The sequence below is a fragment of the Arthrobacter sp. HS15c genome, assembly GCF_040812005.1.
Classification (GTDB): Bacteria; Actinomycetota; Actinomycetes; order Actinomycetales; family Micrococcaceae; genus Arthrobacter.
In genome coordinates this window covers 245306-270321 of record NZ_JBFOHM010000001.1, presented here as the reverse complement: position 1 = coordinate 270321, position 25016 = coordinate 245306, and the positions used below count along the sequence as shown (strand labels likewise).

18 protein-coding genes are annotated in these 25016 nt (G+C 61.4%); 11 read left to right on the top strand and 7 right to left on the bottom strand.

Features of this window, described 5'->3' with window-relative positions; genetic code table 11:
• Window positions 1-3: 3 nt before the first annotated feature.
• Window positions 4-1473: a sensor histidine kinase gene (locus ABV518_RS01245; protein ID WP_131131515.1), complete on the top strand. Its 1470-nt coding sequence runs from the start codon at window positions 4-6 to the stop codon at window positions 1471-1473.
• Window positions 1474-1576: 103 nt separating this feature from the next.
• On the opposite strand, the gene ABV518_RS01240 is transcribed toward ABV518_RS01245, so the two are convergent.
• Window positions 1577-1825, bottom strand: coding sequence for a WhiB family transcriptional regulator (locus ABV518_RS01240; RefSeq protein ID WP_003804966.1), 249 nt, complete (start codon window positions 1823-1825; stop codon window positions 1577-1579).
• Between the two features lie 339 nt (window positions 1826-2164).
• Here ABV518_RS01240 and ABV518_RS01235 point away from each other — a divergent pair, with 339 nt between their 5' ends.
• Window positions 2165-2566: a hypothetical protein gene (locus tag ABV518_RS01235; RefSeq protein ID WP_367765319.1), complete on the top strand. Its 402-nt coding sequence runs from the start codon at window positions 2165-2167 to the stop codon at window positions 2564-2566.
• On the opposite strand, the gene ABV518_RS01230 is transcribed toward ABV518_RS01235, so the two are convergent.
• Window positions 2527-6654, bottom strand: a complete 4128-nt coding sequence (locus tag ABV518_RS01230) for an FtsK/SpoIIIE domain-containing protein (protein ID WP_367765037.1) — start codon at window positions 6652-6654, stop codon at window positions 2527-2529. The genes ABV518_RS01235 and ABV518_RS01230 overlap by 40 nt on opposite strands.
• 187 nt (window positions 6655-6841) lie before the next feature.
• Between ABV518_RS01230 and ABV518_RS01225 the strand changes: the two genes are divergently transcribed.
• The 8 genes from ABV518_RS01225 to ABV518_RS01190 all read left to right on the top strand — a co-directional run bounded on the left by ABV518_RS01225 (window position 6842) and on the right by ABV518_RS01190 (window position 16626).
• Window positions 6842-7432 carry an acyltransferase gene (locus ABV518_RS01225; RefSeq protein ID WP_367765036.1) on the top strand — a complete coding sequence of 197 codons (591 nt, stop codon included), beginning with the start codon at window positions 6842-6844 and terminating at the stop codon, window positions 7430-7432.
• A complete protein-coding gene (locus ABV518_RS01220) occupies window positions 7429-8520 on the top strand; it encodes a DegT/DnrJ/EryC1/StrS family aminotransferase (RefSeq protein ID WP_367765035.1) in 1092 nt (363 codons plus the stop codon). The genes ABV518_RS01225 and ABV518_RS01220 overlap by 4 nt, the downstream gene beginning before the upstream one ends.
• Complete coding sequence (locus tag ABV518_RS01215; RefSeq protein WP_367765034.1) at window positions 8520-9506, top strand: Gfo/Idh/MocA family oxidoreductase; 987 nt, start codon at window positions 8520-8522, stop codon at window positions 9504-9506. Before ABV518_RS01220 ends, ABV518_RS01215 begins: the two co-directional genes overlap by 1 nt.
• 95 nt (window positions 9507-9601) lie before the next feature.
• Window positions 9602-10789, top strand: a complete 1188-nt coding sequence (gene glf / locus ABV518_RS01210) for a UDP-galactopyranose mutase (RefSeq protein WP_367765033.1) — start codon at window positions 9602-9604, stop codon at window positions 10787-10789.
• Complete coding sequence (locus tag ABV518_RS01205; RefSeq protein WP_367765032.1) at window positions 10786-12777, top strand: glycosyltransferase; 1992 nt, start codon at window positions 10786-10788, stop codon at window positions 12775-12777. The genes glf and ABV518_RS01205 overlap by 4 nt, the downstream gene beginning before the upstream one ends.
• Entirely contained in the window at window positions 12778-13647 is an 870-nt protein-coding gene (locus tag ABV518_RS01200; protein ID WP_367765031.1) for an ABC transporter permease, read from the top strand.
• A 1-nt stretch (window position 13648) separates the two neighbouring features.
• On the top strand, window positions 13649-14431 hold the full coding sequence (locus ABV518_RS01195; protein WP_367765030.1) for an ABC transporter ATP-binding protein: 783 nt from the start codon (window positions 13649-13651) through the stop codon (window positions 14429-14431).
• On the top strand, window positions 14428-16626 hold the full coding sequence (locus tag ABV518_RS01190; protein WP_367765029.1) for a hypothetical protein: 2199 nt from the start codon (window positions 14428-14430) through the stop codon (window positions 16624-16626). Before ABV518_RS01195 ends, ABV518_RS01190 begins: the two co-directional genes overlap by 4 nt.
• 77 nt (window positions 16627-16703) lie before the next feature.
• On the opposite strand, the gene ABV518_RS01185 is transcribed toward ABV518_RS01190, so the two are convergent.
• The 4 genes from ABV518_RS01185 to ABV518_RS01170 form a co-directional block, all read right to left on the bottom strand.
• Window positions 16704-17564 carry a glycosyltransferase family 2 protein gene (locus ABV518_RS01185; RefSeq protein WP_367765028.1) on the bottom strand — a complete coding sequence of 287 codons (861 nt, stop codon included), beginning with the start codon at window positions 17562-17564 and terminating at the stop codon, window positions 16704-16706.
• Window positions 17561-18067 carry a GtrA family protein gene (locus tag ABV518_RS01180; RefSeq protein WP_367765027.1) on the bottom strand — a complete coding sequence of 169 codons (507 nt, stop codon included), beginning with the start codon at window positions 18065-18067 and terminating at the stop codon, window positions 17561-17563. The genes ABV518_RS01185 and ABV518_RS01180 overlap by 4 nt, the downstream gene beginning before the upstream one ends.
• A gap of 109 nt (window positions 18068-18176) precedes the next feature.
• Window positions 18177-19136: an NAD-dependent epimerase/dehydratase family protein gene (locus tag ABV518_RS01175; protein WP_367765026.1), complete on the bottom strand. Its 960-nt coding sequence runs from the start codon at window positions 19134-19136 to the stop codon at window positions 18177-18179.
• On the bottom strand, window positions 19126-20181 hold the full coding sequence (locus tag ABV518_RS01170; protein ID WP_367765025.1) for a glycosyltransferase: 1056 nt from the start codon (window positions 20179-20181) through the stop codon (window positions 19126-19128). Before ABV518_RS01170 ends, ABV518_RS01175 begins: the two co-directional genes overlap by 11 nt.
• Before the next feature lie 238 nt (window positions 20182-20419).
• Between ABV518_RS01170 and ABV518_RS01165 the strand changes: the two genes are divergently transcribed.
• Entirely contained in the window at window positions 20420-22663 is a 2244-nt protein-coding gene (locus tag ABV518_RS01165) for a hypothetical protein (protein ID WP_367765024.1), read from the top strand.
• 1463 nt (window positions 22664-24126) lie between these two features.
• On the opposite strand, the gene rfbA is transcribed toward ABV518_RS01165, so the two are convergent.
• Entirely contained in the window at window positions 24127-24996 is an 870-nt protein-coding gene (gene rfbA / locus ABV518_RS01160; RefSeq protein WP_367765318.1) for a glucose-1-phosphate thymidylyltransferase RfbA, read from the bottom strand.
• Window positions 24997-25016 lie beyond the last annotated feature (20 nt).

Below are 25016 nucleotides of genomic sequence, written 5' to 3'. Positions count from 1 at the left end.
GCAGTGGCAATCTTTACGGACCCCATCAGGGAACATGCTGATTTTGGGCCGGGCGATGCCGAATGGCTGCACCTCCTGGTGGGGGACTGGCAGATGGTTGCCGACCTCGCGTTTGCCGACCTCGCTCTGTGGTTCCCCCACCCGGAGTACGGCTACGTGGCGTTGGCGCACGTCCGGCCCTCAACCACGCACACCGTTTTCCACGGCGACTTTGTGGGCGAGGGCATCCGGTCGGACCTGCAGCCGCTGGTTGACAAGGCCTGGGCCAGCCGTGCCATCGAACGGTCCAGCGAAACAAACTGGAGCAGCGACATGGCCCTGCGGGTCGAGGCCGTTCCCATGGTTCGCAACGGCCGGACCCTGGCCGTTGTCACGACGCACATGGACCTCTCCAGCTCGCGTATGCCCTCCAGGCTGGAACTCACATACCGGCAGTGTGCCTATGACCTGCTGCGGATGGGCACCTTGGGGCTGTGGCCGGACTTTGCCTCGCCAACGGGCTCACGCCGGGGGGCGCCCCGTGTGGGGGACGGACTCATCCGGCTCGACGCCGAGGGCATCGTGCAGTACGCGAGCCCCAATGGTGTATCCGCCTTCCGACGGCTTGGCGACGGCGAGTCCCTCGAGGGACGGTCTCTGGCCGAAGTAACCGCGAGCCTGCTGAAGGACCGGCGCATGGTCGACGAGACGCTGCCACTAGTGGTAACCGGCCGGATGCCATGGCGCAGCGAGATCGAGTCCCGCGGCGTGAGCCTTTCCCTGCGTGCAATTCCGCTTCGTGATGAGCAGCACCGGTTCGGGGCCCTGGTCCTGTGCCGCGATGTGTCCGAGCTGCGGAGGCGGGAGATGGAGCTCGTCACGAAAGACGCGACCATCCGCGAGATCCACCACAGGGTTAAAAACAACCTGCAGACCGTGGCGGCGCTCCTGAGGATGCAGTCGCGTCGCATGGTCAGCGATGAAGCCAAGCAGGGCCTGGAACAGGCGATGCGCCGCGTGGCCACGATCGCCCTTGTCCACGAAACTCTGTCCCAGGGGCTGGCACAGAGCGTCGATTTCGACGAACTGATCGGGCGCCAGTTCAGGCTGTCAGCGGAGGTTGCCTCGCCTTCGCAGCAGGTCAAGACCGAACGGGCGGGACTGTTCGGCGAACTTCCCAGCGACTTCGCAACCCCGCTGGCGCTGGTGATCAATGAATTGGTGACCAACGCCGTCGAACACGGTCTCGAGGGACGCACCGGCACGGTATGGCTCCTGGCCGACCGGTCCGAGGAGGACGACGGCGAAGAGCTCCTGACGGTCACCGTGGCCGATGACGGGGTGGGCCTGCCGGAGACTCCCCATGTCGAGGGCCTGGGTCTTCAGATTGTCCGCACTTTGGTAACCAGCGAGCTCGGCGGCACCATCGCGTGGCAGCCCCGGGAAGGCGGGGGAACGGCCGTCCGGATCCGGCTGAGCCTTATGCCGAAGTAGCCCGGGAATCAGGCGCCGCCGGAATCATCCGAACCTTGGCAAAAAGTAATGGCCGCAACCCGGTGGGTTGCGGCCATTGCCGTCTGTTATGCCTTGGCCCGGGTTACGAAGCCCGTCGTGCGCGTGCTGCCCGGCGCTTCAGGGCCCGGCGCTCGTCCTCACTCATGCCGCCCCAGACGCCGGCGTCCTGGCCGGACTCCAGCGCCCACTGGAGGCAGGTATCAACAACGGGGCAGCGGCGACAAACGCTTTTGGCTTCCTCGATCTGGAGGAGGGCGGGGCCCGTGTTTCCGACCGGGAAAAACAGTTCCGGGTCCTTGTCAAGGCACGCTGCGCGGTTACGCCAATCCATGCTGATCAGTTGCTCCATTTCTGGGAAGAGCTCTTTGTGAAATTATTCACTAGTAGCTACAAAGGAAAGGGGCCCTTCGGGGCCCCCTTGGTCATCTGAATTAAGCCTGTCATGTTAACGCTGTGTAAACAAGGGGTAATAAGGCTTGAAATCCCCGGAAAGCTGAGCGATACATCACATCGGCGTTGGTGGCCCTCACCACTGTCCGACTATGTCCGGTAGGGTGCCAGTGTGTCAAGACCCCCCGTACCCCCCTCGAACACCTCCCCTGACGGTTCCCCGGACCCTTCGCCGGGCGGATCGGGGCCGCAGAACGGCCAGGAACTTCCCACCGGCCAGCTGCCCGGACGTCCGCGCGGCGTAACCGTCATTGCCCTGGTTGTCGCCGCTGAAGCCACAGCATTGCTTGGCGCGGCCGCCTGGTACGGATATGAACTTGCGATAGGTGCGCCTGTCCTCTCCTTTTGGGGCGCCGTGTTCACGATGGCGTTGCTCCTCGCCTTCGCGGCGTGGCTGTTCGCGGTGGGGCACTTCCTGTTCCGCGGCTACCGCTGGACACGGGCCGCTTCCCTGGTGGCCCAGCTGTTTGTCCTGACAGTGGGCGTCCCCACCCTGACGGGGGGCCTCGTCTGGGCCGGGCTCGCAATGCTCATTCCCGCGCTCCTCGCCATTGTCCTGCTGTTCGACAAACGTGTTGTTGCCTATGCGTCACGAACGGGCGGTTCCCCGCCGGCTGTTTGAGGTCCCGCCGCGTCCTGTTCATGGGCAGGGGCTTTCGACGTGTCCGGAACCCAGCCCAGCTGGACCGGCATCGGCCTGCCGTTGGTTACCAGGACGCTGCGGCCCGGGGGCGGATTTGGCTCCGCGTCGAACCTGATGCCAAACAGGTCGCCGTCCATGAGGCTGCGCGGTGCGATCAGCAGCCCGGTCCCCGAACCCCGGGCGCTGAGCGCCAGGGGCACGCGCTGGACCAGCAGCGGACTGAACCCGGCAGTGAAAACCACGCCGATCCCCCTGTTGTTCAGTTCTGCCAGGTCCTGGTGTGCTGACTGGGGCAGAAGGTCTGCGTCGTCAACCAGTGCGATGGCATGTTGGCCCACTGTGCCGGCAGCAGCCCTCTGAAGCGCACCGGACCAGTACTCGCAGGCGTCACCGCCTGCATCCGGTGCCAGCCACTCTGCCGTCCCGGCGTTCAGCTCCGGTAACAGGCGCAGAAAGTTGGTCTTGCCGCAGCCGTGCCCTCCGAGCACGGCGAGAACTCCACCTGCCGGAATTCGGACGAAGACAGGCGCGAGTTCGTCTCCGCCCAGCCCAATGACAAAGGTCCGTAGTCCAGGAGGGTCTGGATGAACCTTCGGACCATGGGTTCCCGGCTGTGCCGCCACTTCTCCCTTGTCCGGCATCAAAAGTTCCGCCATTTCTGTTATCGATACCTTGGCGGGCAGCGAATCCACACGGAAGGGCCGTCTGATAACCGCATGGCCGCCAGCTTTTCCTGCGACAGTCCACAGAGATTCTTCGTCGTCGGACTCGGCAAAGAACTGGCAGACGGCAGATTTGCCTGCCGCGAGCGGTCCGAAGGCCACCGCCCGGCCAGGAACTTCAGCCGTGGCGGGCATTTTCGGCCACGCGAGGCGGCTGTCGTCGTTTGAGCCGCACGGAAAGTAGAAACGATTAGGCACCGAGGCGTAGAACCTGGCGGTTACCAGCTCTCTTTGTCCCGAAATGGCGACACTGATTCCTGCGCGGCTGCCATCCCGCAGAAGATCGTGGACCAGGTCTTCCGCCCAGGCCAGCGGTCCGGCCCGGAAGGACGAAGCCCACGTTCCCCAACCCGAGATGATCAGCAGCAGGGGAGTCCGGTGATGGTCGGGGGAGCCGCCCAGCCGAAGTGACAGCTCCTGTTTGAGGCGTTCGAGGATTCGGACGGCACGTCGAAGGTCTTGCGGACCGGCCTTGGCGCCAACGCGGCAGTTCGACTCGATGCCGTCCAAGGAACCGTCGGCGTCGAGGACGTAGAAATGCGCTTCGAACTGATGGGACACGAGACCTTTGACCGTAGCCCTCAGGGCGTCGGGCACGCCCGCGTCGGGAGTACCAACGAGTCCCAAGTGCCCGTGCTGGGCCGGGTGCCAGTCGAGCTGTGCTGTCCGTTGTTCGTCGGGCAGGTCCATCATTCCGAGGCTTATGGCCCACCCTTGTGGGTTCCCATGCCCGGGCTCGAACGCGGGGCCGGTCACGGCGGCAAAGGGCGCCGCCGGGCTTTGCAGGACGTGCGGGAGCGGCGCAGCCACGGGTGGCCTTGCCGGCTGCCCATCCATACAGACCCAAAGGCTCGACATCATGTCGACCATGGGCGCGGCCGCCATCGCCGGTGTCAGGTCTTCGTGGTCGTCCGCCGCGGGCAGTTTTCCGGTGGGGTTCCTGAGCGATTCCGAGGCTAGACGTACCCGCAGGCGGCCTGGAATGCTCCTGTCAGTCGGTTCCGTCAGGGAGGCGGCCTGGAACTCCTCTGGTCCTTCAGTGCCCCGCGCCAGGAAAGCCCGCCCAGGCGTATGCAGGCTAATGGCTGAAGCGGCCGCGGCATTGATGATGTCCATCGACTCCATGTCGGACTGGACGCGGAGAGCGATGCTGGTTGTGACGTTCGCCCGAATGTCGGCCGTCAGGGCGCCCTGCGGCCGCTGCGTCGCCATGATCAGGTGGATGCCCAGGGAACGCCCGATAGCGGCGATCCTCATGAGTTCGGTCAGGGCTGCCGGTGCCTGCTCGACCAGCATCCGGAATTCATCAATGACCACCACAAGGTTGGGGAGCTGAGCATCCCGATCCGTGCGGGAAGCCCGATACGCATTCAGATCCGGCGCCCGGGCGGACGCCAGTATTTCCTCACGGAGCCGGATTTCCGCCCGAAGGGATACCAGCCACCGGTCGAGCTCGTGGCTGGCCAGATCGGTGAGCATCCCAACACAGTGTGGAAGGCCTTGCAGGGGCGCCAGCCCCGAGCCGCCTTTGAAATCGACAAACAGGAAATTAATGCGGTCTGGAGGGTGGCTGAGCGCCAACGCCGCGGTGATGCTGCGCAGCAGTTCGGATTTGCCCGAGCCGGTGGTCCCGGCCACCAGGAAATGGGGCCCGTCGGTTTGGAGGTCCAGATAGCGGTTGCCGTCAGCGGTTTGACCGATGGGCACTGCGAGCCCCGGTTCGTTGCGGGATGCTGCCCAGCGCGCTGACGTTTCAGACTTGCCGGGGTTGAGCAGGTCGCGGAGCAGGCAGGTTTGCGGCACAGTTGTCGCACTGGTGTTAACGGGCGCGGCATCATGGGAAAGCATGCGGCAAAAGCTGCCGAAGACCGCTTCCGGAGCGAGGTCCGGCACAAAACGAATGGACCCCTCCGGTCTGTGCAGCTCGGCCACCCGTTCACCCAGTTCGATGTCCGCTGATGCCATGGAACCAGGCCGGGACCGGAAATCGATGACCTGCCAGTGGTTTTCCGCCGCGAGAGCTTTGATCCCGTCGTCCGCCGGGTCGCCGGCATTGATCATCAGCAGCACGCCCCGTGCGGTGGTGGGGCCGTGTCCCCCTACCAGCGCGGCTGTTGCAGCGGCCTTCGTGGCCGTCAGCGTGACACTGGACAGGAACCGGGCACTGAGTGGAAGTTGACCGGCCGGGCCATGGACCACCACGCGGGTGCGGACGGCCCGCGGGTAACCCGCAAGTTGCATGATGAGCGACCGCATCAGACCGTCGAGGGACGCAGCCGGGCCGCTGACTGTGGTCAAGGAATTGGCCGGGTCGAGGACCAGCGGAACAACTCCGGCCGACGGGACGTCCAGTCCAGGCGCGGCCGGCTCGAATCGGATATTTGCACGTTGGGCTGCCAAGCCGAGGCGTAGCCAGATCCTCTGTTCGCCGGGAGCCCGTTCATGCGAAGCGCCGGACGGCGCACCGCCGACCACAAGAGCGGACAGCGGTGGAGCAGCGCGCCGCCGCCGCTCCTGGTCGTGGCGGACTGCGGTCGCCACCGCTGTGGCCAAGTCCCTGCGTTGGCGCATCCCGGAGACGACAGGCACCAGAACGGAGACGGCGGAGACCACGGTGAAGGCGAGGAACATCCACATACCCGTCATGACAGCCAGCCCGACGCCGATGACCAGCGGCAGGACGGCCGTCAGCACGAGTGCGGCACGGTTAACGGGGTCCGTGTGCCGTTGGATCACCAGGGGCTCGTGGACGTCTGATCCTGCTTCTTCCAGCTTCATGCCGGGAGCATCCACGAAGATCAGCGACATCGTGGAGTTGCCGCAATGGATGATGGATCCGGTGGCCACAACAGTGTTTCTTACCCGTTCGCCGTCGACTTCCGTACCGTTGGCACTGTCCAGGTCCTCGATGGTGATTGCAGTTTCGGAAACCAGAAGGCGGGCATGTTGCCTGGACAGTTCAGGATCCGGGATGACGACGTCCGCTTTGCTTCGGCCGATGCTGTACGTTCCGCGCCGCAGCGGAACCACTGTCCCGGCGCCGGCACCGCTCAGAACTGCGAGGGCCAACGGCGCCGGCAGGTCGGCAGCGAACCGCGGCCTGCCGCCCAGGCTCCGCCTCCCGCCGTCGACGATAACCGCACCGTTCACCAGCGGCGGTTCGCCGACCGTCAGGGAAGCAAGCGTGAGGCCGTCCACCGACAGAACGCCGGTGCCGAACCTGGCCCCGAGTTCCGCCTGAAGGTCCGCACCGCCCGTGCCAATGGACGCGTCCACCGTAAGTTCCAGTGGTGTCTGGACCAGCCCAGTGCCGGGGCTGCGGACGAGCGTGCACTCCAGCGGCATGATGTTGAATTCCTAACGGTTGGCTGGCTTACATGTCCACGCTAGCCACGGCATCCGACGCTTGTCTCGACGGGCATATGCCATGTGGATAACGACGGCCACGTGGTGCACCGCGTGTCGGGGGCAACCATCCCGCCAGATAGGATGAATGACGTTGTCGAGTGCTTATGAGGAAGGACGTCCACGGGTGGTAGAAATTGCGGATAACGCCGATGTGTCAGCTGATGCGGTGGTTGGGGAGGGTTCCAAAATTTGGCATCTGGCCCAAGTACGCGAAAAGGCCCTGCTAGGCGCAAACTGCATTATTGGCCGTGGCGCCTACATCGGGACAGGAGTCACGATGGGCGACAACTGCAAAATTCAAAATTATGCGCTGGTGTACGAACCAGCCCAATTGGGCGATGGGGTCTTCATCGGACCTGCGGTCGTGCTGACTAACGACACGTATCCTCGGGCCATCACGCCCGAGGGTGAGCTGAAGAGCGCACATGACTGGGTACCTGTCGGCGTAACCATCCAGGACGGCGCATCTATCGGAGCCAGGGCAGTCTGTGTGGCACCTCTGACAATCGGCCGCTGGGCAACGATTGCGGCCGGCGCTGTGGTCACCACCGACGTTCCCGACTTTGCACTCATGGTAGGCGTTCCCGCCAAGCGTCGCGGTTGGGTCGGAAAGGCGGGGTTCCCGTTGGAGCGAGTCGGCGAGCAATGGGTCTGCCCTGAGACCGGTGCCCTGTATGTCGAAAACGACGAAGTTCTTCGAGAGGTTGAAGTATGAGCCAGGAATTCATCCCCGCCGCCAAGCCCATCATTGGCGACGACGAGCGCAGGGCAGTTGATGCCGTGCTGGCTACGGGCCAGCTGGCCCAGGGAACGGAGGTGGCCCTTTTCGAACAGGAGTTCTCCAACGTCCTGCTCGACGGGCGCGCTGCCGTGGCTGTCAACTCCGGAACGTCCGGGCTTCACCTCGGACTTCTCGCGGCCGGGATCGGGCCGGGGGATGAAGTCATTGTCCCCTCGTTCACGTTCGCCGCGACAGCCAACTCTGTCGCCCTTACAGGTGCAACTCCGGTGTTCGCGGATATCGAGCTGGAACACTTCACCCTGGACCCAGCCTCCGTTGAATCAAGGATTACTGATAAGACGGCCGGCATCATGCCGGTGCACCTTTACGGCCACCCATTTGACGTCCACGCCATCGGCGCCCTCGCGTCGAAGCACGGCATCAAGGTTTTTGAAGATGCAGCGCAAGCACACGGAGCTGCGGTGAACGGACAGAGGGTGGGAACCTTCGGTGACTTTGCCATGTTCAGCCTTTATCCGACGAAGAATATGACGTCTGGGGAGGGAGGGATGGTCAGCACCGGCCTTCCGGATGTCGAGCGTCGGCTGCGTCTGCTTCGCAACCAGGGCATGGAACGCCAGTACGAAAATGAACTCGTTGGCTTCAACGCGCGAATGACCAACATTCACGCCGCCATCGGTCGCGTTCAACTGACAAAGGTGTTGGATTGGACGAGGATCCGCCAGGACAACGCGGCATTCCTGGATGCCCATCTTGAGGATGTCATCACTCCGACCGTGGCCGAAGGCTGCCAGCACGTCTATCACCAGTACACCATTCGGGTCAGCGAGGACAGGGACGGCTTCGCCAAAGCCCTGCGGGAGGAGTACAACGTTGGCTGTGGCGTCTACTACCCCATTCCGAATAACCGGCTGGCCCCATTCCAGACGAACGACGAATTGCCGGCCACCGATGAGGCGGCCAGGACGGTTCTTTCCCTTCCGGTCCACCCTTCTTTGAGCCAGAACGATCTCGAGCGGATCGTTGCTGCCGTGAACGCAGTCGCGAAGGCAGGAAGCTGATGCCAAACTTGCGTGCAGGACTCATTGGACTCGGGATGATGGGCAGGCATCATGCCCGGGTAATCCGGGAGTTGGACGGAGTGGACCTTGTCGCCGTGGCAGATTCTTTCGGCGATCCGCACGGCGTGGCGGACGGCCTGACCGTCTGCAGCGGTGTCGATGACCTGATCGCCCAAGGCATCGACCTGGCCGTAGTGGCAGTTCCGACCAACCTCCATGAGGCCGTGGCGGTGCAGTTGGCAGAAGCCGGCATCCATTGCCTGGTGGAGAAGCCTATTGCCGGTGACTCTGAGGCTGGCCGCCGGATTGCGTCCGCCTTCGAAAGCAGGGGGCTGATTGGTGCCGTGGGGCATATTGAGCGGTTCAATCCGTCGCTTCAGAGCCTGCGCGCGCGCCTCGAGGCCGGGGACCTTGGCGATGTCTACCAGATATCCACGCGAAGGCAGGGCCCGTTCCCGGCACGGATCGCAGACGTGGGAGTGGTCAAGGACCTCGCGACACACGATATTGACCTGACCGCCTGGCTTGCCCAGAAGAATTACGTCGATGTCGTGGCCCACACCACCTCCCGGAGCGGGCGCGAGCACGAGGATATGGTGACAGCCATCGGGCACTTGAGCGGCGGCGTCGTCACGAACCATATAGTGAACTGGCTCTCTCCGATGAAGGAGCGCACAGCCATTGTCCTGGGCGAGCGGGGAGCGTTCATCGCAGATACGATCTCGGCCGACCTCACTTTTGTCGAAAACGGAACCTTCCAGACCGAGTGGGAATCCATGGCGGCGTTCCGGGGCGTATCCGAGGGATCCAGTATCCGATTCGCCCTGGCTAAGCGTGAACCCCTGAAAATGGAGCATGAAGCGTTCCGGGATGCCGTATTGGGAAAGTCAATGAACATTGTCACAATGGCCGAGGGGCTGGAGACCCTCCGCGTCGCAGAAGCGGTGCTGGAGTCCGCGAGGACGGGCAACGTCGTCAGGCTCTGAACCCGGCAGGGCGGAACACCGGCGGCTTCCTCGCGGTAACCTTGACCAGTAAACCCGGGCATAGCTGTGCCTGCAATCCACCACACAGGAGAGTCGTGAACGCTGACCTCGTCATTGTAGGGTCGGGCTTTTTTGGCCTGACAATCGCAGAGCAGGCCGCGACTGAGCTCGGCTTGAAGGTGGTGGTCATCGACCGCCGACACCACATCGGTGGGAACGCCTACAGCGAAAAAGAAGAGCAGACGGGGATCGAGGTGCACCGGTACGGTGCGCACCTGTTCCACACGTCCAATGAGCGGGTGTGGGAATACGTCAACCGGTTCACCACCTTCACGAACTACGTCCACAAGGTCTATGGCGTCCACAAGGGCGAGGTCTATTCCCTGCCCATCAACCTGGCCACAATTAATCAGTTCTTCCGCGCGAACCTCACACCAGGCCAAGCCCAGGCCCTGATCCAGGAGCAGGCCGGAGAGCTCGCCGGGACGGACCCGCAGAACTTGAACGACAAAGGCATCCAGCTCATCGGCCGGCCGCTGTACGAAGCATTCATCAAGCACTACACCGGCAAACAGTGGCAGACGGATCCGAAGGACCTGCCTGCCGGCATCATCTCCAGGCTCCCGGTTCGGTACAACTACGACAACCGGTACTTCAACGACACATATGAGGGCCTGCCCACGAACGGATATACCGCGTGGATTGAGAAGATGGCGGAGCATCCGAACATCGAAGTGCGGCTCAACACCGATTTCTTCGATGAAACGCACGAGTACAGCAAGGGCAAGGTGGTCGGCAGGATTCCGGTGATCTACACGGGGCCTGTAGACCGCTACTTCGACTACGCCGAAGGCGACCTTTCGTGGCGCACCATCGACTTCGAGGAAGAAGTGCTGGATGTCGGGGACTTCCAGGGTACGTCCGTGATGAACTACAACGACGCCGACGTGGCCTTTACGCGGATCATCGAACCTCGCCATTTCCACCCCGAGCGGGACTACCGGACCGACAAGACAGTTGTGATGCGCGAGTTTTCCCGCGCTGCCGAAAAGGGCGATGAGCCGTACTACCCGATCAACACGGCCGCGGACAGGGAGAGGCTGCTCAAATACCGTGATCTCGCCGCCGCTGAACAGGACGTGTTGTTTGGCGGGCGACTGGGAACGTACAAGTACCTGGACATGCACATGGCCATTGGCTCAGCCCTGACCATGTTCGACAACAAGATCCGGCCGCACTTCGAAAGCGGCGCCAAGCTTGAAAGTGGAGGAGTGGACGCATGAGCGCACACGATGTAACCACAGACTGGGCGACAATCCAGCGCGTTATCCTGCCATCGCAGGACCAGCCAGACACAGTGTCCCTGTACGTCGATGCGGGAACGGCAAGCGGCATCCGGCTGCGCGAAAATGACGAGCTGGCCCGCACCCCTAAGCTGCCCGAGCAAAAACTGCAGATGTTCAGTTCGGGAAGCCGTGAGGCTCATTTCGAAGATCTGCTGACGCGGCATTCAATGCGGGTGCGTTCGGGTGAGCAGATATCCTTCGGCACATACTTCAATGCTTTTCCGGCCAGCTACTGGCGGCGCTGGACTGATGTCCGTGACGTTCGACTGGTGGTCAGGACCAACGGCACCGGAACTGTCACCGTCTACAAGTCCAACGCGCGAGGGTCCGTTCAGCGCGTGGATGGCAAACACGTCGACGGCACTGCGACGTCTGTCTTTGACCTCACGTTGAAGCCTTTTGGCGACGGCGGCTGGTATTGGTTCGACCTCGCCGCGAGTACGGGCGAACTTCTCCTGGAGAGCGGAGAATGGCAGGCCGGGGGCAGCCGTCTTTCCAAGGGCCAGGTGACACTTCAGATCACCACTATGAATAAACCCGACTTTTGCCTGAACAATGCACGCATCCTGGCAGAGAATCCCACCGTCCTGGAGAACGTCAAAGAGATCCTGATCGTGGACCAGGGCACACAAAAGGTCGAGGCGGAGGACGGTTACGGCGCCGTCAAAGACTCGTTGGGCGGAAAACTCAGGGTCATTAACCAGGCAAACCTGGGCGGGTCGGGTGGCTTCGCCCGCGGGATGTACGAGTCCGTGGAGAACGGCAGTGACTACGTGCTGCTCCTGGACGACGACATTGTGGTCGAGCCCGAAAGCATAGTCCGGTTGCTGACCTTCGCTGACCACTGCAGGAAGCCGACCATCGTCGGCGGCCATATGTTCGACCTCTACAACCGCAGTGTGCTCCACACTTTCGGCGAGGTTGTGGATCCCTTCCGGATCGTTCCGGCTCTGCCGCACGCCGACATGGAAACCCGGCACGACTTCAGCATCGCCAACCTCCGCCAGACGGCATGGCTGCACCGGCGCGTCGACGTGGATTACAACGGGTGGTGGATGTGCCTGATTCCTACTGAGGTCATCCGTGAAATCGGCCTTTCCCTGCCGCTCTTCATTAAGTGGGACGACGCCGAATACGGGCTTCGGGCACGGGAAGCCGGCTTCGCGACGGTCTCCCTCCCCGGTGCTGCGGTGTGGCACGTCTCTTGGATCGACAAGGACGACCTCGTGGGATGGCAGGCGTACTTCCACGAACGCAACCGCTTGATCACCACCTTGATCCACAGCCCGTACCCGAAGGGCGGCCGCGTCCTGCGGGAATCGGTTCAGGCTGACGTGAAACACCTCGTGTCCATGCAGTACTTCACCGAACATGGCAGAATCGAGGCTTTGAAAGACCTCTTCAAAGGGCCCGGGGAGCTCCACCGGGTGCTCGGCACCAAGCTGCCTGAAATCAACGCGTTGAAGGCCTCCTACCCGGACGCGCAGTTGAAGGATGACGTCAACGACTTTCCCGCACCGAAACTGGGCCGCGGTCCGATGGGGGGAACCGTCGTCGGAATGCCCAGCAAGAAGGAGCTCATTCCCTGGGGGATCAAGACAGTTGCGCGGCAGCTGATCAAGGCACCGGGCCCAGAAAGCGGCGAGCGGCCGCAAGGATATCTTGCCCACCGGGACAACCGCTGGTTCCGGGTTGCCCACTACGACAGCGTGGTGGTGTCCAATGCCGAAGGAACAGGAGCTTCGTGGTACCAACGTGACCCGAAGAAGCTGAAATCGATGCTGACGGAGGCAACCCGGCTGCATCTGCAGCTCTTCCGTGAGTGGGACAGGCTCGCCAAGCAGTACAGGGACGCTGTTGCCGAGATCAGCTCGCTCGAGTCGTGGAAAAAGACTTTCGAAGCGAATTCCGAGGACAAAAGTTAGATGGTAGGCCAAATCGACCAGCTTATAAAGCCGGGGAGTGGACGCGGTCTCCTCGATGTTTACGGGGACCGTTTCCTCCTGAAACTGCTGGTCCGCAAGGAAATCAAAGTTCGCTACCGGGGCTCCGTGCTCGGGCTGATGTGGTCGTACGTTAAACCGCTCGTGCAGTTCCTGATCTACTTTGTGGCACTGGGCATCTTCCTCAACCTCCAGCGCGGAACGCCCAACTACGCGATCTACCTCTTTGCCGGAATCGTTTTGGTCAACTTCTTCACGGAATCGCTGTCCAACGCAACGCGTTCGATCGTGGACAACCGCGATCTCATCCGGAAGATTTATCTGCCGCGCGAACTCTTTCCTGTCGCGACTGTATGGGTTTCGGCGGCGCATTTTCTCCCGCAACTGCTGGTCCTCGTCGGGGCTTGTCTTGTGGTTGGCTGGACGCCGTCGATCCTCCAGCTGGCGGCTGTTGTGCTGATATTCCTGATGGTTGCCGTTCTTGCTACAGGGCTGGGTTTGATATTCGGTGCGATTAACGTCTATTTCCGCGACTCGGAGAATATCGTTGACATGATCGTCATGGTCGTCACCTGGGCCTCTCCGGTGCTCTACGTGTGGTCGATGGTTGAACGTGTTATGGGCCCCTGGTTCTGGATCTACCAGCTGAACCCCATGACGGTCGCAGTGGAAGTCTTTCATTGGGCATTCTGGGAACCGTCATTGAAGTCCGATCAGCTCGTCGACGGGACGATGCCACCGGACCTGCTGACATTGTGGCTTCCGGTCGCCATGTTGACCACGTTGGTTGTCCTCTTCGTCGGACAGCTGACGTTCCGTCGTCTCGCCATCCACTTTGCACAGGAGCTCTGACATGACGACGATTGGCCATGTAGCGATCAGCTGCATCGACCTACGAAAGCAGTTCGTCCTTCGCCACACCAGGTCCCTCAAGGAGGCCCTCGTGTGGCTGGTCAAGGGACGAAAAGGCGACCTGTCCAAGAAGTTCCTGGCTTTGAAGGACGTATCGCTGGAAGTAAAGCAGGGGGAGACTGTCGCGCTCCTGGGCCTGAATGGCTCCGGAAAGTCGACACTCCTCAAGCTCATCTCAGGGGTATTGCAGCCCGACGGCGGAACAGTACGCACCCGAGGGCGGGTAGCCGGGCTGATCGAGGTGGGTGCGGGCTTCCACCACGACCTCAGCGGCCGCGACAACGTATACCTCAATGGCGCCATCCTCGGAATGACCGAAAAACAGATTGACGAGATGTTCGACTCGATCGTGGAATTTTCCGAGATCGGGGAGTTCATCGACACGGAGGTTAAGTTCTACTCATCCGGAATGTACCTCCGGCTCGCGTTCTCCATCGCCGTACACACCGACCCCGAAGTTTTCCTCATCGACGAAATCCTTGCTGTTGGAGACGAACCATTCCAGCGCAAGTGCATCGCGAAGATCAAGGAACTTTCGGCCAAAGGGAAGACGTTGTTCGTCGTCAGCCATGACCTGGATCTCGTGGCAACCGTCTGCGAACGTGGAATCCTCCTGGAGCACGGCAAAGTGGTGATGGACGGCGAAGTGCATGGCGTGGTCAAAGAGCTGCGGCGGCGTTCGGCCGAGGCCGAAGCGAAAGCCGAAGCCGAAGGCAGTTTGTGAGCCACGTGCCAATGCGCCGCGACCTTGCCTGGACCGCGGCAACTGTAGGCGCCACGTTGATTGGATCGTTGATCCCGCTCGTCACCAACAACAGGTTCTACTACTACGACGACACGCAAGCCGGGGCATTTGGTATCTGGTTCGAAATCGGAGCCAAAATCAGCTCAGGAGAGTGGCCCCTGTTTAGCGACAGCGCCTGGGGAGCGGGCAACTATGCGGCTGAGGGGCAATGGGGGATCTGGAATCCGCTCATTCTCCTGATCGGCTTGATAGCGAGCAAATCACCCAACATCGTCGTCTTTTCCACGATTCTCAAGATTTCATTCCTTTGCGTCCTGGCGGCCGGGACCTTCTGGGTGGCCCGCAGCTACAAAGCCAGTCCGGAGTGGGCAGCCATCGCGGGCGTTGCCGTGACCTTGACCGGTTTCACCGTATACATGGATGCCGCCTCGTGGGTCACCGGGCTCATGGTGTTCAGTCTTTTACCGCTTGCGTGGTTTGGCCTGCATCGGATGGCCTTCGCGGGGGCCAACCCCATCCTTGCACTAGCGACGTCTTATGTGCTGATAACTATCGGCTATGTCCACGGAACGCTCATGCTGGCCATCCTTTTCCTTGGGCTTCTGACGGAAGCCTGGGTCCACGCGTCACGCCGCGCCGCCCTCAGGCTCCTGCTGACAGGTCTGGTCTGTGGCACTGTGGCGCTGGCGGTCTATCTGCCCGGTGTCCTGACGGCCCCCGTAACGGCGCGGACCGGAGGCATCGGCAACAGCGGGTTCCTGACCCCCGACCTGACTGGGCTGGCAACAGCGTGGGTGCCTGGGAGCCTGCCTCAGGTCACAGGCTGGTGGGGCGGTTTTGCCCCGGTGCCCCTTCTGTATGTGGCATGGTTCCTCCCCGCACTCGTCCTCGTTGATTACGGTCGTGTCAGGGGTGGCATCAAGGAGTTCGCTGCAATCGGTGTTTTCGGGCTGCTGTCGCTGGGGCTGACTTTGGCACCCAGTGACCTTGGACCCCTCCGTTTTCCTGTCCGGCTCATGCCCTACGTTTCCTTGGCTGTGCTCATAGGTACTGCAATTCTCGTTTCACGCTACCGGGTCGCAGCTTTGAGCCGGGCACGATTGGTGATTACTGCGGCTATTGTTGTCTCCGGCCTCTATCTGGCGTGGACCCAGTTTCCGTCCTTCCGCTTGGCCGCTTCATTCGGCTTGCTATCCGTGGCGGGCATCGCAGTGCTGTACTTCTTCCTCTACTCGGGCCGGGTTAGGGGTCGTTTCAGGACGCCGGCACTCACAGCTGCCGTTCCCATTCTCATCAGCCTCGTAATAGCGGGTGGGCAGCATGCGGCGTTCAAAGGCTCACCGCTGCCTGACTACCGGATGCCCGACGCTTCGGCCGGATACACCCAACAGCTTCCAGGTGCCAAAGGCGGCACCTTTGTGGTGGGAGATCCCACCGTGCTCGGTGTTGGAATCTGGGACGAGACCCTGGCATCCAACGCCTGGTACCTGAATCCGGCGGAGGTTCAAAACCTGTACTCGCCCATCATGTTTGCCGAATACGCAGAGGATCTTTGCATCTCAAGCCACGGGTGGACCTGCGCGGCTGCTGGAAGGAAGCTGTTCGAAACCGATGAGACCACGGGCGATGTACTCGCGGATCTCCTGTCCTTGGATACCGTCCAGATACTCCGGGATCCGCAGCCTCAAGCCAACGACGCCTTTCGGGACACCCCGCCCGCGGGATGGCATGAAACCAGCCGGTCAGAAAATTCTGTCGTGTGGGTCCGGAACATGCCACTGCTGAACACGGGCCAGGTTGTCTGGGCTTCCGCTGGGGCGGACCTGGCGGTGGTCTCAGAAAGCAGCCAGGAAGTGGTGATCAGGGTGAACAGGCTGGACGACGGCGCAGGAAATGCCGTTCTTAGCAGGCTGGCGTGGCCCGGCTACACTGCGGAAGGTGCCAGCCTGGCAGCGCCGCTACGGGGCTACCTTGTGGGTCTCGACATTCCCGCCGGCTCCGAGGGCAAGGATATCGTCCTCCGCTTCAGTCCACCCGGCTGGCCAGTTGTCGTTGGAAGCATTATTTTCGCCGTTGTTGTTACTTTGTTCTGGAGTGTCGCCGAGGCACTAGCGGTTCGACGGCGGCCCCGGAAAATGACCGGCGCTTCGCCGATCGCAGCCATCTCCCCTTAAAGTGAAGAACGTTCGGAGGGGCCTAACCCCTCCGAACGTTTACACCATTGGTGCCCGGGAGTCGCCAAGCTCCGCTGTCAGACAGTACTCTCTACGGCGTGTTGGTGCCCCATGCGGTGGGTCAGGCGGACGTAAGCCAGGCGCCGTGCGTAGGACATGGCGATAGCTTTGGCGTTACCTACCGTCACGTCGAGCCAGCTCAGTAGCGTCGGATCGTCCCTTCGCAGCTGCTGGTGAAAAGCAATCGCCTGGTCTGACTGTTGACGGGCCAGCCGGACGCTCCATTGGCTGGCGCTGATCCTGAACGACGCCAAGGATTCCCGGAGCGCTACGAAGTCACCATGGCGGCAGATCCGCACAAGGGTCGCTTCGTCAATGAGGTACGGATGGGTGTTGTCCCACCAGCCTTCCTGGGCAAGAAGGTCCCGCCTGAACAAGGAGCACGCTGGTTCGCCGAAGATATTCGAACCTGCAAGCACAGTTGCACGGATGGCTTGGCGGCCGCTGACCAGTCCGTCTACGCCCTGCAACCCACGTCCCTTCAGGAACAGCCGGCCGTTCGCATCTACCAGATCCCGATGCGAGGAGACCATTACTGCGCCCGGATTCGCCTCGAGGGCTGCAACCTGCAGGGTGAGGGCATTGGGCGCAATCAGGTCATCGCCACACACGAGCTTCAGGTATTCACCGGTTGCAGCCTGGCTGACACGGTTCCAGTTGGCCTGGGCGCCGCCGCCTGTCGGGGTGGGGGTCAGCACCCGGACCTTGGGGTGTTCCTTAAACCGGGCGATGACTTCAGCCGTGCCGTCAATGGAGGAGTGGTCGGCGACAACCACTTCGTAGTCTTCGAAGGTCTGGTTCAAGACGGACTGGAGCGTCTCTTCGATGTACTGAACGTTATTGTAGGCCGGAATGACGATGGAGACTTTGGGACTCATGGTGCACTTTCCTCGGTGTCTTTTGTGGGGGAAGCGGGTTCAGGCCGTCTGCGGAACGAGAAATATTTGTGCCCGAAGTAATTGATGAAAACTGTCACGAACGTGATCGCGATCTGGGCCGGGATCTTCGGATAGCCCAGAATTTCGTGGGCAACCAGGAGCAGCGCCATGTTCGTGAAGAACATCGTTAGATTGACTAACGTGAAACGCCCGAGGTCCAGCCAGAAGTGGCCCTTCACCCGAAAAACAAGCTTCCGATAGACAAAAAAGACTGCAACAAGGGAAACGACAAATGCGATACTCAGCACGACTGGCGAGGGTAGCGCAGGATAGGCCCAGGCGATCGCCACGAACAATCCGGTACTGAAGGCAGTATTGCTGGCTCCAACCAACACGAAAGCGATCCGCTGATCCTTGATGATTCTCAGCAGAGGGCCGGGGGGACCATCATGGATACCCTTCACAACTTCCACTGGGGAATCGGGTTGCTTCGTGGAAGCCACATAATCTCCGAACTTTAGGGCCGGTAACCGGCAACTTCACACCCTAGACTACCGAAGACGCCAAGTGGCTTCACAATCCTCGTGCCCGCGGGCCGGGTGTGGGAGCAGATCAGAGCTTTCCTGATACCGCCAGCCGCTGGACTTCCTGCACGGTGTAATTGATTCCAACAGCAAGCGGAGTCACAGGGTGTTCGTCCAGCTCAGGCCAGACCACAGAGCGTAGCCGGAGGTCGTGTGCCTGGGCTTTAGCGAAGGGCGAGGCGCCAAGGATGATCAACGGACGGCGTTTGAAGATAGCGCGGCATGCACCAATGAGGTTGCCGATCGTATCCGCCCTCTGGGAGGCAAGGATCTTCACGATGGTCTCGCCAGGGAGGACGTCTGGGAGTCCGAGCCTGCCGATTCCATCGGACACCAACCGGCTGGCGTCGTCAACGAACAGATAGTCCCTCAGCGTGTCCAATGACACGTAGACCGAAACAGGGGCGCCAGTGAGGTGAGCCTTGGCGAAAACTGAGATAAGGCCCTGCGGCTTCCGGAGGTTCTGTCCCGGTCCGTAGAGGTTGCTGACCCTTCCGATGAGAGTCCGGACCGCTGTCCGCTTCGCAAAATCCGTTACCGCCGCCTCTGCCTTCAATTTGGCGAAACCATAAGGTGCCAATGGCTGTACGGGGCTCTCCTCAGTGAACGGCGGCGTGCTTGAACCGGCATAGACCCCGCCGGCCGAAGAAGCAAGGAACATCGCACCCATCCGCCCGTCACCGTCGGCACAAAGGGTCTCCTCAAACACGCCCAGGGCACGGGAGAACAACGAAAGTTCCGCATCTAAGGCGGCCTGAGAGGTCCCGGTCACTCCCGCGCCGGCGCACCAGGCGATAGTCCACGGACCGGAAGCCGCCGCGATCCGCAACTCCTCGGCACCGAGCCGGAATTCGCGGAGTGCGGCCTCCGGGTCAGCCCACGAGATCTTGCTTGTTAAGACCGGTGTTTTGCGTGACTCGAGCTCTCGGACAACGGCTCTACCGAGGAGGCCGCCGGCACCGATGACCCACGTGGGCCTAGCCTGCATCAGCCACCGGGCCCGAGGGCATCTGGGCGGGTGCTTTGTGGACAGTCTTGCCGAGCGGACCCAGGGCGGGGTCACTCACAATGAGGTACGCCGGTTTGCCCATGGCCATGTTGACGTTGACCCCGACGTATTCTGCGATGACCCCCAGGGCGAAGAGTATTGCGCCGGTACTGACGAGGAGGACCACCATCGTCGACGTCCAGCCCTGTTGGCCTGCGCCATGGCCGGTCAGGTATGCGATGACAAAATAGATGGCCAGTCCGATCCCGGCCAAGGCGAAGATTGCACCTATCAGGCTAACCATTCGAAGCCCACGCGTCCCGCTCGAAATCACCATCCGCCAGAAATGGGAGAGCAGCGACCGCAACCGGTATCCGGAGCGGCGGTCACCTTCTTCCCTCAGCAGGACAGGGCAAGTCGCTGTCTTGTCAGCAATCCAGCCCATTGCGACGTCCAGATAGACGCCGTGCCCGGCGTAGGCGGCCACGGAGCGTGCTACTTCTCCGGTGACCAGCCTGAAGCTCTGGTAGCTCGTGGCGTCGTCGCTGGACAGCAAGAAGCGCACTGCTTTTTTGGCGCCCTTCGACGCGACGTTCCGCAAGAAGCCATGCGGGGCCGGGTTGCTTGGCATTGCGTAAGTGACAGAGGCGTTGTGCTCCATGGCTGTATCCAGCAGGTCGGCGATTGCTGCGGGGTCGTGCTGGCCGTCCTCGTCCATGGTGACGATCCAGTCCCCACCTGCCGAAGCCATACCCGCCAACGTAGCCGCATGTTGGCCGAAGTTCCGGCTCAGCCAGACGCCGCGGACGATGTCAATGGACTGGGTCAATGAGCGGATCACGGCAGCAGAGTTGTCGGGGCCGTGATCGAAGACCAGCAGGACTTCCGAGATGACGAAATCGTGGCCGCCCTTACTCGTTGACATTTGCCGATAGGGGAGGAGTTCGTTAACTACACCAACGAGGGTCTTTTCGCCTTGGTAGACGGGTATGACCACAGATATGCGGTGGGGCGTCAAGTTAGTCTCGGGTTGAGCCAGTGTCATGTCAGGAGATTCTACCGGCTCAGCCTGGCTTTGTTGGGCCGAAGCCTGCCTCAGCGCCCCTGAGCGGCGCGAGGGCCCCTTCTCGAGCGCGAGGAATTGACCCTCAGGTATTATGAACCTGTCCCTCGCGCGCTGTCATGCGGCGGACGCATGCCCAAACTGAACGGAACCAGAATTGCAGCCTTCCCTATCGCCGTCGTCACGCAACAGGAAGTGGCTACTGTCAACCGCCGGATCGGTGTTGGTGCTCAGCCTTATCCCGCTCATCTTCCACGGCCGCTTCTACTTCCAGGATGACACCGAGAACGGTGCATACGGCGTGTGGTATCACCTTGGCGAGAGTCTGCTCCAAGGGAAAGTGCCGGTCCTGAATCCCTCAGTCTGGTCGAGTGGAAACTACATCGCGGAGGGGCAGTGGGGCACTTGGAACCCACTGGTCATGCTGTTCGGTCTCCTCGCCTACGTCAGCCCGAACGCGGTTGTGCTCACCACCGTGCTGAAGGTGGCCATGCTGGTCCTTGCCGGCGTTGGCACGTTCGTTCTAGCCAGAAGCTACACACTTTCGCCGGAGTGGGCCTTCATTGCAGGCATAGCCGTGCCGTTGAACGGATTCACGATGTACTTCGATGCCCCGTCATGGGTAACGGGAGCGCTCGTGTGGGCAATCTTTCCGTTTTTCTGGGCGCAGCTACGTCAGTTGATGCTTGGCAAACGAAACCCGTTCTGGGCTTTCGTCACGGGGTACCTGATAGTCACAGTAGGCTACGTCGCTGGAACCGTCGCTATCGGGTTTATCCTTCTGGCCGTTGGTATTGAAACACTGATCCGCAAGGCGTGGTGGCCGGCCGCCAGGATTGCGCTCACCGGCGTATCTATTGGGCTTGTCGCCGTTGTCGTCTTCCTGCCTGGGGTTTTGACAGCCGCCGTCACCACGCGTGGAACAACGGGCATCTGGAACGACGACTACATGAGCATTGACTTCACCAGCCTGTTGTTGGCACCGATCGCCACCGCTTACCCGCAGCTCCTTTCTTGGTGGTGGTCCGGAACCGCAGCAACAAGCCCGGCCGCTTATATTGCGTGGTTCCTGCCCGCCATTGCGTTCGTGAGCTGGGTTCAGTTCAAGAAGCTTTCATCCGATCTGCGGGACCTTTTCTTCTTCCTCGCAGCGTCCGCGGCGTTTGTCTTGCTTCCGACGACGATAGGCCCCCTGCGCTATCCGGCCCGCTTTATGCCTTATGTGGCGTTGGCTGCTGTTCTCCTGGTCGTCGTTGCACTGGCCCGTTCCAGGCAGGCTTCGATCAGTCGAGAGTCGCTTTTCTTTGCACTCGGCCTTGTAGTGCTCGGTTCCTACCTCGGCTGGTCCCAGGCCCCGTGGCGTTACTTCACTATCGCGTTGTGCGCTGCCTTGATCGTCGCAGGCCTGGTGTGTATGCGATGGCTGTTGAATCACCCCGAGGTCGCAAGGCACAAGTGGAATAAGTTTGGCCTTCCCGCAATATCGTTGTTGGCTATCGGTGTCTTGTTGGCCACGACAGCGACGACCGTCCTTCAACACCGCACGACTGCCCGAAGTGGCTTGTCGATCGCCAACCAGCCCGAAGACGTCTCCACGTATAAAGGTGTGCTGGAGGGCGTCCAGAATGACGTCATCGTTGTGGGGGATCCGCTGGACTACCCCCAGGATAAGGAGACATGGGAACAGACGCTCATGGCGAACGCGTGGTACCTCAGCGACGCAAACGTCGTGAACCGCTACCAGCTGGTCGGATTCTCCAAGCTCAATGAGTTGCTCTGTCTGCGGTACTTGGGCGGAACCTGCCCTGAACTCGCGGAGAAACTCTTCGATCGCCGGGCAGAGACCGGCCTGCTGCTCGTTGATGAGCTCCACATCGACAACGTGCAGATCCTCAAGAGGTCATTCGACAAACCGCAAGTGGCCATGGCCTCCAACAATTACGTGTCACGGGATGAAGAAGTAGAGATACCTGCTGTTCCTGACGGATGGCATGTCGCAACGGAGACTGACGACACCGTCCTGTGGAGCCGCGATGTGCCCCTGGGTCCTGCCGGAGGCGTTACCTGGACCCGGCCTGGCACCGAGTTGAGCGAGGTCTCGCGGGACGACACCAAGGTCGTACTCAAGGTCGAGGACGTGCCGGCCGAAGGCGGCCGTGCCGCTTTGAGCCGCCTTCCCTGGCCCGGATACAGTGTGGAAGGCGCGCAATTTACCAGTCGCCCCATCGGCGGATATCTGCTTGGCCTGGCCATTCCCGCCGACGCTAAGGGCAAGCTGATCACCATCAGCTTCGAACCGCCGGGGTGGCGCATAGGCATCGCGTTGTGGGCCGTCGCAGTTGCGGGGATGCTGCTCTGGAGCCTCTTGACTATCAGGCGAAGGCGGTCGGACGGTCCATTGCAGCCCCAACCAGCAGACGACGGTTCCAAACAGCCGGCACCTGCCTACGAGGGAATACGGTAGACGATGACACGGGCCGGGGAGGGTCATGCTTTCCCCGGCATCTTCGTTTGGCCTGTCACTGAAGGGTCGGTCCATTTCTATCGAGGCTAGGGCGCTTCATGACGTGGGACGTTTTCACGACCTTGAGGCCTTGACGTTGGTGCGGCGAAAAGTCGGGCCGCCGGACTTGACCGAGCCAGTCGATGTCCACGATGGCCGTCGCAGCGCCTTGGCCTGATGATCGGCAGGCGCCTGCCGCCGGCGTCGTGGCGGTCAGTCAGGAGTCCGCCGACATGTCGGTGGTCCGCCTCCGAGCTTTGGGCGCGTCCTGAGTGGCCTAACGTCGTGGCTTCGCCGCAGCAATGACGAGGCAGCGGAAACCCTGGGCATGTTCCACGCTGTCAGCTACTGTGTTGAGTCACTGGGTTTGGGGGACTATGTTGCGGGGCCGTGCTCCGCAACAACAGCGCGCCAGACCAGGCACCAACCGAAAACCAGCATGACAGCGAAGAATGCAGGGGACAGCGGGGTGCGGCCTGGCGGCTGCCAGGACGTATTGGCATACACACCGGTCCAGTCGCAGTCCGCACCCTACCTGCTGACAGCGCAGCAGGGTCTGCTCAAACGTCCAGACGTGAAAATGCCACCAGCACGGCTGTTCCCTGCTGCTCCCGCGGCCATTTGCAGGGAGAGGCGGCGGGAGCAGCAGGAGTGCTGTGACCAGGAAGACTGTAGTGGCACACGGACCGCCCTTGGCGCGCACGATAGCGGACAGCACAGCGCTGTCGCGAGGTCCAGTCAGAGTACAACCGCCCCCAACGATGGTGTCCTTACAGCCAACCGAACTGGCCGACGTAGGCTGCTGAATATTCAAGGTGCGACTGAGCACTATCCGGAAACCTGTTACAGGCACTAATGGCCCAATTGTTAACACCTATGTTCGGTTGGCGTAAACCGCTGGCTCCAACAAACGTTCCAGAGCCACGCGACGTTGGCCAGCAGACCGGCCGCGGTCGCGTATTGAAGTGCATCTGGATTTACGACGCCGTTGGCGAAAAGGGACCTGGGGTAACAGAGACAGCTGTCGCGACAATGGCCCACTTCGGGCGGCGAATTTGCGAGAGTGCGGCAACATGAGGGCCAGGAAAAAGCAACTCAGTAGGGAGCTGCCGAGCCGCATTGCATAGACGACTCCAGGGTCGCTGCTGAACAGGGACGGGAGACCTGCTACAGCGTCATAGACGGGGTTGTAGTTCCTGCCAAGGTGCGTACCTCAACCACGTCATCGCGATGCCTGTGATCGGCCCTCGGAACGCGTCGACTCCGGCGCCGGCGCTGCCACAGTCCACACAGTTGAAGAGTCCGATCCAAAGCAGTGTCAGCGAGAACGTTCGCCCTCCGGAATCCTCACCGCGGCTAACTCCGACTATCCTTTCGGATCCGTTCGAGGAACGTATCCCGGCTGTGACGGAGCCGCATTGGGATCAGTGGCCGTTTTCCAAGAGTCCCAGAAGGTAAGTTCCGTAGCCGCTCTTGCGCAGGGGTTCGGCCCGCTGCCGAAGGTCGTCATCGCTAAGGAAGCCTAGCCGCCATGCGATCTCTTCCGGTGCCCCGATCTTCAGGCCCTGCCGGTTCTCGGTCGTGCGGACGAAGTTGGAAGCATCGTTGAGGTCATTGAAAGTACCGGTGTCCAGCCAAGCCGTGCCGCGGGGAAGTATCTCAACCTGAAGTTTTCCCTGGTCCAGGTATGTCCGGTTCACGTCTGTGATTTCCAGCTCGCCGCGGGGCGATGGCTTGAGGCTCCGCGCAATTTCAACGACGTCATTGTCATAGAAGTACAGCCCGGGAACGGCATAGTGGCTCTTGGGTTTTTCCGGCTTCTCCTCCAAGGAGATGGCCTTGCCGCTGGCGTCGAATTCCACAACACCGTATGACTTCGGGTCAGCGACCCAGTATCCAAAGACTGCACCGCCGTCGATGTTCTCGAAACGGCGAAGCTGGGTTCCCATACCCTGACCGTAAAAGATGTTGTCGCCCAGTACCAGCGCCACTGGCTCGTTGCCAATGTGCTCGGCTCCGAGGATGAACGCTTGGGCCAGTCCGTCGGGAGACGGCTGTTGAAGATAGCTCAAGTTGATACCGAACTGCGAGCCATCCCCCAGTAGGCGCTCAAACTGCTCGGCGTCGTGGGGCGTGGTGATAATGAGGATGTCCCGGATCCCGGCCAAAATGAGGGTGGAGAGCGGATAGTAGATCATCGGCTTATCGAAGACAGGCATCAGTTGCTTGCTGACGCCCAGAGTGATCGGATGGAGCCGTGAGCCGGTACCGCCGGCCAGAATGATTCCGCGCATATAGCCTATCTTTCCTGCTG